The sequence below is a fragment of the Bacillus sp. V3B genome (assembly GCF_024494465.1).
In the GTDB taxonomy this organism is placed as follows: Bacteria; Bacillota; Bacilli; order Bacillales; family Cytobacillaceae; genus Bacillus_BD.
Genome location: NZ_JAETXM010000002.1, coordinates 95,143 through 107,776, shown reverse-complemented (window position 1 = coordinate 107,776; position 12,634 = coordinate 95,143). Strand labels below are relative to the sequence as shown.

Here is a 12,634-nt window from a genome sequence, read left to right as displayed (position 1 = left end):
ATTTCTTTATCTTGCGGCTAGCGAAGCCTTTATCCTTAATTTCCCTACATGAATGCCTCCCGAAAAAGTCATAATAAAAGGGACAAAGGATAAAGGGGGATCAAGAATGGGGCAAAATCGTCAATTTCATGCTGGACAAAAAGCACCAAACAATGGGATCTATATAGAAATTGGTGAAACAGGTAGTAATGTAAACAATCCGCAAAGACTGAAGATGAAGGCTGGAGATGCTTTTCCGGAAAACTCCAATCATAATCGTGTCTGGACATATCAAAGAAAACCGTAAAACAAATATCGTCAGGGAAAGGCTTTACTGACGACAAAGGCCATCCTTAATTGGATGGTCTTTTATTGTTCATTCATACCAAGGCTTTTATTTTTTGAAAAAGAGGTTTATAATAAATTTAAAGGTCAAAAAAGGTCAAATAAGGAGGTATTATGATGGATATTAATCAAATGACTGAAAAAGTGCAGAAAGCAATTATGAACGCCCAATCGATTTCGATTAGAGAAGAGCATCAAGAAGTGGATGAAGTTCATTTATTTCTCGCATTATTCGAAGATGATGATAGCCTTATTACTTCTATTTTAGAGAAAGCCAATGTCCAAGTCGTAGAAATAAAAGGTGAACTCCAACAAAACCTGTTAAAAAAACCACGAGTTTCTGGTAGTGGTGTTGAGCAAGGGAAACTTTATATCACTAATTCATTACAACGAGTATTGGCAGAATCAGAAAAGTTCATGAAACAATTTAATGATGATTATCTTTCCGTTGAACATATTTTGTTAGCAGTTGTTTCCCTATCATCTGAGGTGGGGAAAATGTTAATGGAAAAAGGAATCAAATTAAAAACCCTACTATTAATAATAAAAGAGATTAGGGGGGATCAAAGAGTGACTTCACAAAATCCAGAAGGAACGTACGAAGCCTTGAAGAAGTACGGAAGAGATTTAGTCGCAGAAGTTAAAAAAGGGAAAGTAGATCCGGTGATTGGCAGGGACGGTGAAATTCGTCATGTCATTCGTATTCTATCAAGAAAAACAAAAAATAATCCTGTTTTAATCGGGGAACCGGGTGTGGGAAAAACCGCAATTGTGGAAGGGCTAGCCCATCGAATTGTTCGTAAAGATGTTCCGGAGGGCTTGAAGGATAAGACGATTTTCTCTCTTGATATGAGTTCATTAATAGCTGGAGCAAAATTTCGTGGAGAATTTGAGGAACGCTTAAAAGCGGTTTTAAACGAAGTGAAGAAAAGCAACGGAAGAATTCTCCTTTTTATTGATGAACTCCATACCATTGTAGGAGCAGGGAAAACAGAAGGTGCGATGGATGCAGGAAATATGTTGAAACCGATGTTAGCCCGTGGTGAGCTTCATTGTATTGGGGCAACCACACTTGATGAACATCGGAAATATATTGAAAAAGATCCTGCTTTAGAACGCCGTTTTCAACAAGTTCTTGTTCAAGAACCTGATGTGGAAGATACCATTTCGATTCTAAGAGGATTGAAGGAACGGTTTGAAATTCATCATGGAGTTAATATTCATGATCGGGCATTAGTGGCGTCTGCTACACTTTCTGATCGCTATATTACGGATCGATTTTTGCCGGATAAAGCGATTGATTTAATGGATGAGGCGTGTGCGATGATTCGGACAGAAATTGACTCCATGCCATCTGAATTGGATGAAGTAACAAGAAGAGTGATGCAGTTAGAAATTGAAGAGGCTGCATTAGCGAAAGAAAGTGATGAAGCAAGTAAAGATCGACTCCTTACGTTACAAAAAGAATTGGCTGAATTTCGTGACCAAGCCAATACGATGAGAGCAAAGTGGCAGCTTGAAAAAGAAGGGATTCAAAAGGTACAAGAAAAGCGTGAATTACTTGAAAAACGGCGTCGTGAATTAGAAAAGGCTGAAAATGAGTATGATCTAAATAAAGCAGCCGAATTAAGACATGGTCAAATACCAGCCTTAGAAAAAGAACTTAAACAGATGGAAGCAGAAGTAAATGAGAAACAAGGAGAAAGACTGTTAAGAGAAGAAGTAACAGAAGATGAGATTGCTGATATTGTCGCTCGTTGGACAGGGATTCCGGTGACGAAGCTTGTTGAAGGGGAACGAGAAAAGTTGCTTCGTCTTGAAAGTATTCTACATGAACGAGTAATCGGACAAAATGAAGCGGTTGAACTTGTTTCAGATGCTGTTTTGAGGGCAAGAGCAGGGATCAAGGATCCAAAACGTCCAATTGGTTCGTTTATTTTCCTCGGACCAACAGGGGTAGGTAAAACAGAGCTTGCCAAGGCGTTGGCACAAAGTTTGTTTGATAGTGAAGAACAGATCATTCGGATTGATATGTCCGAATATATGGAGAAACATGCAGTATCAAGATTAATCGGAGCTCCACCGGGATATGTAGGATATGAAGAAGGTGGACAACTCACAGAAGCAGTGAGAAGGAGTCCATATTCTGTCATCTTACTTGATGAAATTGAAAAAGCACATCCAGAAGTTTTTAATATTCTCCTGCAGATGCTTGATGATGGAAGGATAACCGATTCGCAAGGTCGAATAGTGGATTGTAAAAATACGGTGATTATTATGACATCTAATATCGGTTCACAGTTTTTACTTGATCGTCAAGAAGGGGAAGAGGAAATTAAGGAAGAAACAAGAGATCTGGTTATGGGACAATTACGAAGTCACTTTCGACCTGAGTTTTTGAATAGAGTGGATGAACTCATTTTATTTAAACCATTATCATTACAAAACATTAAAGAAATTGTAAAGAAGCTTGTTAAAGAACTACAGAATCGACTTTCAGAACAACAAATTCGATTAAGTATAAATGATGAAGCAAAAGAATATATTGCAGAAAACGGCTTTGATCCGGTGTATGGAGCCCGTCCACTTAAACGGTTTATTCAAAGAAAGCTTGAGACAAAGCTGGCTAGAGCCATCATAGCTGGGGACATTCGTGAAATGCAACAAGTCAAAATTGTTGTTGAGAATAATGAAATTGGTCTAGAAGTAAATTGAGAATTAGAAATTCAATTGATCAAGTTGAACAAAAAGTGGACTTAAAAGCAAATAAAAAGTCATCCTAACTTGCTATTAGGATGACTTACTTTCTTTCAATATTCACTTGACCATCCAATTAATGGACTCCATTTTTTTCATTTGGTGGGGCTGGGAGAATGGCAGGAAGGATATAAATCAAAATTGTTACAACCACACCTAGGATAAGGCCAGTTACATAATTGAAAGAATCGCCTACCATTGAACTTACCACGTAAGTGAGCATCTCCATAAGAGCAATCGTCCAGAACAATGTCCAAAAATAGCGCACAAAATTCACCTCTAACCTTTTCAATATCTTTCTATATCTTAGCACAATAATTCAGAATAATAAACATGATATTCTTCAGGGTTTTCTCTTTCTACTTTCTCCACTTTAAATGAAATTATGATTTCACTGCATGGTAAAAATCATATAGTACAAACTAGGCTGACTCCTATTCATTTTTGCTATAGTTACATACATTAAGGAGAGAGACATTGAGAAAGAGATATTTTTTATTGTTTAGATTATTTAAGGTCACAAATAATGCCGGATAAATGTAAAAATAAAAAAGGAGAGATATGCGATGGAGAGCCGGAACTTCCAATTGGAGACCGAATGGAATATTATTCATTATCCTGAACAGCCTCAAGGTTTCGGTATTCTTATCATTGGAGATGAGAGACACTTTGTTGATGAAAAAACAAGCTATTGGATGCAAAATGAAGGGAAAGATATGTTATTAAAGTCGCTTCAAAAGGCTGGATATACCATATTTTATAGTAACTTATATGGGCGAAATTGGGGAAGTGATAAAGCTGTGAAGTTGGCAAAGCGACTATATGAACATATGATCCGTTCAGAAATTATGAACGATAAAATCCATATAATAGCAGAAGGCATGGGAGCGTTAGTGGGACTTAAACTACTAGGCCAAATGGAATCATCGATTCGATCAATGGTTCTTATTAACCCTATATTATCCTTAAGACATCATCTTGAATTAGAAAAGGATAGGAAATTTTTTTATAAAAAATTAGTAAGAGAATTGTCTTGTTCGTATGAGCAGGATGAAAAGAAAATAATTGAACAGCTAGCAGAAGTAGATGCTCCTCTACCTTTAAATCCAACGATCCCATTGAAAATTATTCAGGTTTTATCAGACAGTCGTGCCTATAAACAATCCCATTTATTAAATCAATTATCGGTTAAATGGGAAGATGAAAAGGCATCCATTTCAGTTCGCTACATGGTTTCGGAAAAAAGGTTACAAGTGGCTAACCAAATCATTCGTTTCTTTAAAAGCCATGAAGAAGTATTGTGATATATTTCAGACGTATGAAAATATTGTGTTCCGATGTTTCTTCTTTATGTTCGATTCTACAAAATAGAAATAATTGATTCTCCCTGCGCATATGATGATGGTAATGATCACATGTATAAATAGGGAGGATTTTATTTTATGGACAAGGCAATCGTTATTGGTGCTTTTGAGTTTATCGGGTTTCATCTTTGTTTGTCTTTGCTTGAACAAGGAACTGAAGTGATTGGAATCCATTTCCCAACTGAAGATGATGATATATATTTGGAGGAAAAGCGATTAGAAATCGGAAGGAATAGTAATTTTATCGAAAAGGATGAAACGTACTTCAGTTCGTTAGAAGCATTGCCAAGTAATGATATTATTTTTCTAGATTATTACAGTTATTATATGAATAGACAAGAACATAAGCTGAAAATGTTTTTAGATACTCGACAATCGCTTGAAAATAAATCTCGTGTTGCTTTATTGTTGCCTATTCATTTCTGTGAAGAAAAGACTGAACAGAATTTGTTTCTTTTTCAAAAAGGAGATAAAGAGGAATATCATTCTATATTTTTTTTACCTACGATATATGGACCTTGGCAACCATCCAGTCATGCCTTTCACCAAGCACTTCTTTATCCTACTCTACCTATTCATGTTGATGATCGAGAATGGCAAGGAGACGCACTCTATATTGAAGATGCAATTAAAACGATTATGCTTCATCTAGAGGATAAAGAAAATAACTTGTTCCTATTAAGGAGTAAAATAAAGGATCACTGGAGAAAAGTAGCTATGAAGTTATTAATAGATCCACTTAGTGACCGATATAATGAAAGTATCCAGGTAAGTAGGACTGTAACTGTCTTAAATGTAAAGGGAAAAGAAATAAACGATGGAATTGACAGACAAAAAAGACACCTGGAAAGGTTTAAGTAGTAAAGACAGTAGATCCTAAAAAGATTCTTTCAACAGGGGGGTTTTAAGGTTAAAATGTAAGTGAACGAAAGAGAATGATTCACGACAGCAAAGCAAAAAAGAGTGATCAAAAGGGAGTTGCATAGTATTGAAACGGTTTAAGATTCTTCTTTTGTGCCTTCTCTTTTTATTGACATCATGTGGACAAGCGGGGAATCAAGACGGGCTGAAAAAGGTTGGACTATTAGTACCTGATACGATTAATGATCAAGCTTGGGGTACAAAAGGGTACAGAGGCATATTAAAAATTCAAGACCGCTATCATATTGATGTTTATTATAAAGAAAGTATGAATTCACAAACAGTTGTGGAAAGGGCAGTAAAGGAATTTGTTCAAAAAGAAGTTAACTTGATATTTGGACACGGTCATGAATTCGCTGAATATTTTACCGAAATTTCACAAAAATACCCCGATATCCATTTTATTACCTTTAATGGTGATGCAAAAAATGCAAATGTAACTAGTTTGAATTTTGAATCTTATGCGATGGGCTTTTTTGCTGGAATGATGGCAGGTCATATGACAAAAACAAATCATATTGGTATTCTCCCAGCTTTTGAATGGCAGCCAGAGATAAAGGGGTTTTATGATGGTGCCAAATATCAAAATGATCAAGTTCAGGTTGAAATCAATTATGTACATGATTTTGATGATGAGGAGAGGGCACTTCAGTTGCTTGATAAAATGATTGCAAACGATGCTGATGTCATTTATCCTGCCGGGGATCGTTATAGTGTGCCAGCAATTGAAAAGATAAAGGAAAAAGGATTGTATGCGATTGGCTATGTGTCAGATCAATCAGATTTAGGCAATAATACCGTTTTAACAAGTACGATTCAACATGTTGATGCATTATACGAAGTGGTTGCTGAAAAGTTTAATAAGGGAAATTTGGAATCAGGGAATTTATCATATGATTTTCAAGATAATGTTGTCTCACTAGGGCCATTTAGTCCAATCGTTAATCAAAATTTTATAGATGAGATAAATGAAGCTGTTAAAAAATATAAAGAAACAGGGCAACTTCCTAATCAATGACATTTAAGACAATGAAGTTTTACTTTGGAAAAGCTGACCCAAAAAAATACATTCATCGAAGGGTCAGCAACAGTTCTATTCTTATTTGATCCATTTGTCGATAAGAGGGGTAACCTTTTTCAACAGGGGCTTAAACTGGGAAGCTGAATTTATGATAGTATCCATATTTTTTAATAGTTCTTCCATGTTTACATTAGTTAATAAATGATTTAATTGTGTAGATTCGCTTCTTTCTTCCGCTACATTCTTTTTGTTATGATCTCTGTTTTGGCTACCAAACAGCCATTCATTAGCACCGAGAAATTCCTGCTGATTTTCCATCTGTCCCTCTCGGATACTTTGTTTGCCACCAAACATGAATGATGTAAATGGATCATGCTCATCATAAAAAGACTGGCTATCTTTCTTCTCCTCTTGATTCATCCCAAAAACTCCTTCCGTGTATCTTTATTAATAAAATATGAAAAAAGGCAAAAAATGAGTGGACGTTTTTATATTTCATGATGAAATAAGTGAGCTGGTTCAACTTGTTCATATATTATGTTGCGAACTGTCTATATTATTTGATAAAATTAGTACCAAGTCATAATAATTGATAATAAACGAAGCGAGAATGTTCTTTGACGATAATAGAGTGTGAAATTAAAAAAGGAGTTGGCATGATGAACGCTGGGATATTAGGATTGGGTAGATGTTTACCTGAGAAAATATTAACGAACCATGATTTAGAAAAAATTGTTGATACAAATGATGAATGGATTCGAACAAGAACAGGAATTGAAGAACGCCGAATTGCTGAGGATGGCACAGATACTTCAGATTTGGCCTATGAAGCAGCTGTTCAGGCACTGGAAGATGCGAAGATCAAACCTGAAGACATTGGTCTAATTTTAGTTGCAACGGTCACACCTGATCATCCATTTCCATCGATTTCATGTATGTTACAAGAACGGTTAGGAGCCAAAAATGCTGCTGCAATGGATGTAAGTGCTGCATGTGCAGGTTTTATGTATGGTGTGATAACGGCGAAACAGTTTATTGAAAGTGATGCGTACAAGTATGTGCTTGTTGTAGGTGCAGAAAAGCTTTCAAAAGTCACGGATTGGAACGACCGCAACACAGCTGTATTGTTTGGAGATGGTGCAGGTGCTGTTGTGATGGGACGCGTTTCTGAAGGAAGAGGTATTCTTTCATTTGAACTTGGAGCAGATGGTACAGGAGCCAAACATTTATATCAAGATGAATACATCATCATGAATGGCAGGGAAGTATTTAAGTTTGCGGTTCGTCAAATGGCTGAAAGTAGTGTACATGTGATTGAAAAAGCGGGTCTTTCAAAAGAAGATGTTGATTTCCTTATTCCTCACCAAGCCAATATTCGAATTATGGAAGCATCGAGACAACGTTTAGGTTTATCAGAAGAAAAAATGGCGAAAACCATTCATAAGTACGGAAATACATCATCAGCTTCCATTCCAATGGCCATGGCTGAAGAGTTGGAAGCGGGTAAGATCAAGGATGATGATGTAGTCGTAATGGTCGGATTCGGTGGTGGCCTAACCTGGGGTGCCATTTGTATGCGATGGGGCAATTAAGCATAAAAGAATTATAAGTACTTATTCAAATAGAGAATTAGAATAAAGGAGATGTTTAAAAAGATGGATAAACGCAGAGTCGTAGTAACCGGAGTAGGTGCCGTAACACCGCTGGGAAATGATGCAGAAACAACATGGAATAATCTTATTACGGGAGTATCAGGGATTGGTCCATTAACAAGAGTAAATGCTGATGATTTTCCAGCAAAAGTAGCTGCAGAGGTGAAGGAGTTTGACCCTACCGATTTTATGGAGAAAAAAGATGCTCGAAAAATGGATCGCTTTGCACAATTTGCAGTAGCTGCTTCAATTATGGCTGTAAAGGATTCAGGTCTTGATATAAATGAAGAAAATTCAGAACAGGTTGGGGTTTGGATTGGATCTGGAATTGGCGGGATGGAGACATTTGAAAACCAATACCAAAACTTTTTAAATAAAGGGTATCGTAGGGTCAGTCCTTTTTTTGTTCCTATGCTCATTCCAGATATGGCTGCTGGACAAGTATCGATTACCCTTGGAGCACGAGGCGTTAATTCATGTACAGTAACAGCTTGTGCAACAGGGACAAATTCAATTGGTGACGCCTTTAAAGTAATTCAGCGTGGTGATGCACTTGCGATGGTTACCGGTGGAGCGGAAGCACCGATTACAAATATGTCAGTTGCTGGTTTTTGTGCTAATACAGCACTTAGTACAAACCCGGATCCCAAAACAGCATGCCGTCCATTTGATGCAGACAGAGATGGATTTATCCTTGGAGAAGGTGCAGGAATTGTTGTATTAGAGGAATTGGAGCATGCTTTAGCACGTGGTGCCCATATCTATGCAGAAATTGTTGGTTATGGTTCAACAGGTGATGCTTATCATATAACAGCACCTGCACCGGGTGGTGAAGGTGGTGCTCGTGCCATGAAAATGGCCATTAATGATGGTGGATTAAAGCCAGAAGAAATTGATTATATTAATGCGCATGGAACAAGCACAGCATATAATGACAAGTTTGAAACGGCAGCGATTAAAGAAATCTTTGCAGATCATGCAACAAGGTTGGCTATTAGTTCAACAAAATCGATGACAGGCCACTTATTGGGAGCGGCTGGTGGTATAGAAGCTATTATATCTGTTCTTTCCATTAAAGAAGGAATTATCCCACCAACGATTAATTATGTAACATCTGATCCAGAATGTGATTTGGATTATGTACCAAATGAAGCAAGGAAGCAAGATGTTACTGCCGCCATGAGTAATTCATTAGGTTTTGGTGGACATAATGCAACGATTGTGTTTAAAAAGTATAATTAAATATCAGAAGCAGACTATAAATTGTGGTCTGCTTTTTAATTTTGGTTATGTTAATGGCTCTTGCCTGAAAATTGGCCTTTGGTGTACGCGGGCATGTGTTTTATTCCGTGAATAACTTATGCCCGTATACACCAAAGGCTTTTAAAGCAGCAATAAGATTGTTTAGCAAAACCTTAATTTTACAATAAGGTCAAAATAATAATTATTATAAATTGATATTGACTATAATTAAAAAAAGTGTATAATGAAATTATATAGAAATAGTTTACCCGGTATAAACAACAGTATTCCAACAGCGGCAGCATAATTTAAAAGAAAGTTGTTGATGGAAAGTGGAAAATATCATGGCTATCTTAAAAAGGGAAAATATCCGCATAACACCACAAAGGCAAGAAATGATATCCATTTTAAAAAACACAAAGCAGCATCTGACTGCGGAAGAAATCTTCACTGAGTTAGGAAAGCAGTTTTCATCTGTGAGTATTACGACAGTTTATAATAATCTCAAGTTATTTGTAAAATTGGGCTTTGTTAAAGAGCTACAATTCGGTGAAGGTTTAAGTAAATTTGAATGGAAAGATGAAGAACATTATCATATTATTTGCTCTAGTTGTGGTAAAATTGAAGACTTTCATTATCCGCGTCTAAAAGAAGTAGAAGCGTTTGCCCAAGATTTGTCCAAATTTAAAATCAAGAATCATCAGCTTCAGTTTTATGGGATCTGTATAGATTGTAAAGATGAGGAAAAATAAATAAAGCAGGTGAAGAAGAATCAAATGATTTGTCCAGTTTGTAAAAAAATGCAATTTGAACTTAAGCATTCCGTTAAATGTGGATGTGGGTTTCGAATTAAACATACAAAAGATACACAAACAAAAAAACAACTAGCGTCTCTAAAAGTGAGCTCAATATAAAAATCGCATCTTTCTATGGATGTGTTTTTTTCTTTATCTATACATTTTGAGAATTATGCATACTATAGCTAAATAAATATCCAAATTAAACAAAATATGGGTGTATTATGTAGTTTAAGGAATAATTTAACTCCTATTTGCCTATACTGAATGACAAACAGTTAGATGAAGTGAGGGGTTAAAATATGATGTATCTTCATGATGTATGGGTTAACTGGTTTGAAGGGGAAGAGAACGGCTATAATGTTTGTCATTTTCACGAATGGCGCAAAGATGACAGCGTTGAACTGCTTGATCAAGTACCTTTAATAAAAATAGACAGTGTGCTTTTTAACTGCATTGAAAACGACATGGCAGAGATTCCACAGCAACTATTAGACGATATTTATCAAAAAGCCTTTTTAAGGAAAAACCATGAACGGTGTCAGCTTGATTATTGTTTTGTTGTCTCAGATGGGATAGGGATTTTGGCAGTTGATACGATTGGGTATAGTATCCCAATTCGAAAAAGCAGACTGATCCCACGGCAAGAGCAACTTGCTTTTGAAATGTTGGAATCGAATGAAACAACTCATTATTCTTTTATCCCTGTTCAGACGCAAAGGAAAGAATTCCATATTTTATCTCCGCAGCCTGAGCTAATGAAAGGTCTTACACGAAAAGAACGACAACTCAAGCAACTTTTATTTATGGCTTTGGATCAGTTATATTCTTCTCAAAATGTTGCCGAGGTTCGTTATTGGTATACAGAGTGGCGCCCTGATTTATATCAAGCAATTCAACATCTTGAATTTGATGAGGCTTGGGATCAATTATTTGACCAGACAAAATGTGGTTGGACAAGTAAGCATGAACAATTTTGTGAGAACTTAATAAAGGGTCAACCGTTTTTTGAAAAACTGTGGGATATGGAACAAGGGCATAAAGTAAACTAAAAAAGAGCTGAAAATTCAGCTCTTTTTTATGTAAAAATAAACATGTATATACTTTTATACTTGGAATAGGATCTAGCTTCGCCTTATAGGATGTACAAGTGTCGATTCTAGCCGTGGCCAGCGCCTTTGTGACCTTGCAGGGATGGGATGATCAAGGTGCTTTCGCTTTTCTTTTTATCTGCGTTTTCGACCTAACCCCATGGCATTTTCCATTTTATTAACCATTTTATTTGCGACAAATCTGGCTTTTTCCGCTCCTCTATCAAGGATATCGTCTAATTCAGTGGAGTTCATTAATTCATTGTATTTTTGTTGAATTGGAGCAAGAGCGTTAATGACTACTTCCGCAAGGTCACCTTTGAAGTCTCCATAGCCTTTTCCTTCATATAGCATTTCTATTTCATTAATGGTTTTCCCAGATAAAATAGAATAAATAGAAAGAAGATTAGAAACACCTGGCTTATTTTCTTTATCAAATCGTACGATTCCATCTGAATCGGTCACCGCACTTTTTATTTTCTTTTCAACTTGTTTGGGATCATCTAGCATCGAAATAAAGGACTTTTGATTCGGGTCTGATTTGCTCATTTTTTTCGATGGCTCTTGTAAGGACATAATACGGGCCCCAACCTTTGGAATACGAACTTCCGGTATGGTAAAAATATCGTTATATTTTTTATTAAAACGTTCTGCCAAATCTCGCGTTAACTCAAGATGTTGCTTCTGGTCTTCACCTACAGGAACTAAATCTGCACTATATAACAAAATATCAGCAACCATAAGTGGCGGATATGTTAATAATGCGGCAGTGACGGCATCTTTTCCTGCTGACTTATCTTTAAACTGCGTCATCCGTTCAAGCTCACCAATATAGGAGATACATTGCATCATCCAAGCAGCTTGTGCATGTGCTGGTACTTCAGACTGAATAAATAAGGTTGCTTTATCAGGATTGATTCCAACAGCGATATATAATGCTGCGAGAGATCGAATATTATTCCGTAATACGAGTCGATCTTGTGGCACCGTAATAGCATGTTGGTCCACAATGCAAAAATAACAATTATATTCATCCTGTAGTTCGACAAATTGTTTTAAGGCACCGATATAATTGCCGAGGGTGATGGTTCCACTCGGTTGGATACCAGAAAAAATGGTTTTCATTCGTTTTTCCTCCTTTAAATAAGTGCTTTACTATTGAATGCAACTGAGAAGAGCCTCTAGTATGTAAGTGCCCTATGTATGTGTAGCAAAATCGACAAATAAAAGGTAAATTCATCGTATATGTATCAATCATAATGTTTCACAGAGTCAAAATCAATAACGAGTGGGAGCATTCATATCATATTATTTTTTAAAATAAATGTAATTTTACTAGCGTTTTAATATTTTAAGTAGGCTGTGTTAATGATGCTTGTAGATAAATGGCCTTTGGTGTATGTGGTCATGTGTTTGATTCAGTATGAGTCCACTTAATGGACGCGTATACGAAAGGCTATTAGAG

Annotated in this window: 12 protein-coding genes; 9 read left to right on the top strand and 3 right to left on the bottom strand. The window is 36.4% G+C overall.

Annotated elements, in window-relative coordinates; genetic code table 11:
- Positions 1-106 precede the first annotated feature (106 nt).
- A complete protein-coding gene (locus JMM81_RS04955; protein ID WP_256240423.1) occupies positions 107-286 on the top strand; it encodes a YjzC family protein in 180 nt (59 codons plus the stop codon).
- A 155-nt stretch (positions 287-441) separates the two neighbouring features.
- Entirely contained in the window at positions 442-3,039 is a 2,598-nt protein-coding gene (clpB, locus tag JMM81_RS04950) for an ATP-dependent chaperone ClpB (RefSeq protein WP_256240580.1), read from the top strand.
- 118 nt (positions 3,040-3,157) lie between these two features.
- Here the strand turns inward: clpB and JMM81_RS04945 are convergent, their stop codons facing one another.
- Entirely contained in the window at positions 3,158-3,349 is a 192-nt protein-coding gene (locus JMM81_RS04945; RefSeq protein ID WP_256240422.1) for a YjzD family protein, read from the bottom strand.
- Between the two features lie 298 nt (positions 3,350-3,647).
- Here JMM81_RS04945 and JMM81_RS04940 point away from each other — a divergent pair, with 298 nt between their 5' ends.
- The 3 genes from JMM81_RS04940 to JMM81_RS04930 all read left to right on the top strand — a co-directional run bounded on the left by JMM81_RS04940 (position 3,648) and on the right by JMM81_RS04930 (position 6,384).
- Entirely contained in the window at positions 3,648-4,385 is a 738-nt protein-coding gene (locus JMM81_RS04940) for an alpha/beta hydrolase (RefSeq protein ID WP_256240421.1), read from the top strand.
- 138 nt (positions 4,386-4,523) lie between these two features.
- Positions 4,524-5,306 carry a hypothetical protein gene (locus JMM81_RS04935; protein ID WP_256240420.1) on the top strand — a complete coding sequence of 261 codons (783 nt, stop codon included), beginning with the start codon at positions 4,524-4,526 and terminating at the stop codon, positions 5,304-5,306.
- Between the two features lie 127 nt (positions 5,307-5,433).
- Entirely contained in the window at positions 5,434-6,384 is a 951-nt protein-coding gene (locus tag JMM81_RS04930; protein ID WP_305367706.1) for a BMP family ABC transporter substrate-binding protein, read from the top strand.
- 81 nt (positions 6,385-6,465) lie between these two features.
- Here JMM81_RS04930 and JMM81_RS04925 read toward each other — a convergent pair whose 3' ends face one another.
- Positions 6,466-6,807: a hypothetical protein gene (locus JMM81_RS04925; RefSeq protein WP_256240419.1), complete on the bottom strand. Its 342-nt coding sequence runs from the start codon at positions 6,805-6,807 to the stop codon at positions 6,466-6,468.
- Positions 6,808-7,046: 239 nt separating this feature from the next.
- Between JMM81_RS04925 and JMM81_RS04920 the strand changes: the two genes are divergently transcribed.
- The 4 genes from JMM81_RS04920 (at position 7,047) to JMM81_RS04905 (ending at position 11,130) form a co-directional block, all read left to right on the top strand.
- Positions 7,047-7,979: a beta-ketoacyl-ACP synthase III gene (locus JMM81_RS04920; RefSeq protein WP_256240418.1), complete on the top strand. Its 933-nt coding sequence runs from the start codon at positions 7,047-7,049 to the stop codon at positions 7,977-7,979.
- Between the two features lie 63 nt (positions 7,980-8,042).
- On the top strand, positions 8,043-9,281 hold the full coding sequence (gene fabF / locus JMM81_RS04915; RefSeq protein ID WP_256240417.1) for a beta-ketoacyl-ACP synthase II: 1,239 nt from the start codon (positions 8,043-8,045) through the stop codon (positions 9,279-9,281).
- Between the two features lie 344 nt (positions 9,282-9,625).
- The gene (locus tag JMM81_RS04910) at positions 9,626-10,033 is read left to right on the top strand and encodes a Fur family transcriptional regulator (RefSeq protein WP_256240416.1); all 408 of its coding nucleotides are present in this window, start codon (positions 9,626-9,628) and stop codon (positions 10,031-10,033) included.
- Between the two features lie 347 nt (positions 10,034-10,380).
- Positions 10,381-11,130, top strand: coding sequence for a YjbA family protein (locus tag JMM81_RS04905; RefSeq protein ID WP_256240415.1), 750 nt, complete (start codon positions 10,381-10,383; stop codon positions 11,128-11,130).
- 174 nt (positions 11,131-11,304) lie between these two features.
- On the opposite strand, the gene trpS is transcribed toward JMM81_RS04905, so the two are convergent.
- Positions 11,305-12,294: a tryptophan--tRNA ligase gene (gene trpS / locus JMM81_RS04900; protein ID WP_256240414.1), complete on the bottom strand. Its 990-nt coding sequence runs from the start codon at positions 12,292-12,294 to the stop codon at positions 11,305-11,307.
- Between the last annotated feature and the right edge of the window lie 340 nt (positions 12,295-12,634).

What these genes read in the sequence shown, in the direction of transcription:
- JMM81_RS04940 (WP_256240421.1), top strand. Translation starts at nt 3,648, where the DNA reads ATGGAGAGCCGGAACTTCCAATTGGAGACCGAATGGAATATTATTCAT.
- JMM81_RS04910 (WP_256240416.1), top strand. Translation starts at nt 9,626, where the DNA reads ATGGCTATCTTAAAAAGGGAAAATATCCGCATAACACCACAAAGGCAA.
- JMM81_RS04905 (WP_256240415.1), top strand. Translation starts at nt 10,381, where the DNA reads ATGATGTATCTTCATGATGTATGGGTTAACTGGTTTGAAGGGGAAGAG.
- JMM81_RS04955 (WP_256240423.1), top strand. Translation starts at nt 107, where the DNA reads ATGGGGCAAAATCGTCAATTTCATGCTGGACAAAAAGCACCAAACAAT.
- clpB (WP_256240580.1), top strand. Translation starts at nt 442, where the DNA reads ATGGATATTAATCAAATGACTGAAAAAGTGCAGAAAGCAATTATGAAC.
- JMM81_RS04935 (WP_256240420.1), top strand. Translation starts at nt 4,524, where the DNA reads ATGGACAAGGCAATCGTTATTGGTGCTTTTGAGTTTATCGGGTTTCAT.
- trpS (WP_256240414.1), bottom strand. Translation starts at nt 12,294, where the DNA reads ATGAAAACCATTTTTTCTGGTATCCAACCGAGTGGAACCATCACCCTC.
- fabF (WP_256240417.1), top strand. Translation starts at nt 8,043, where the DNA reads ATGGATAAACGCAGAGTCGTAGTAACCGGAGTAGGTGCCGTAACACCG.
- JMM81_RS04920 (WP_256240418.1), top strand. Translation starts at nt 7,047, where the DNA reads ATGAACGCTGGGATATTAGGATTGGGTAGATGTTTACCTGAGAAAATA.
- JMM81_RS04925 (WP_256240419.1), bottom strand. Translation starts at nt 6,807, where the DNA reads ATGAATCAAGAGGAGAAGAAAGATAGCCAGTCTTTTTATGATGAGCAT.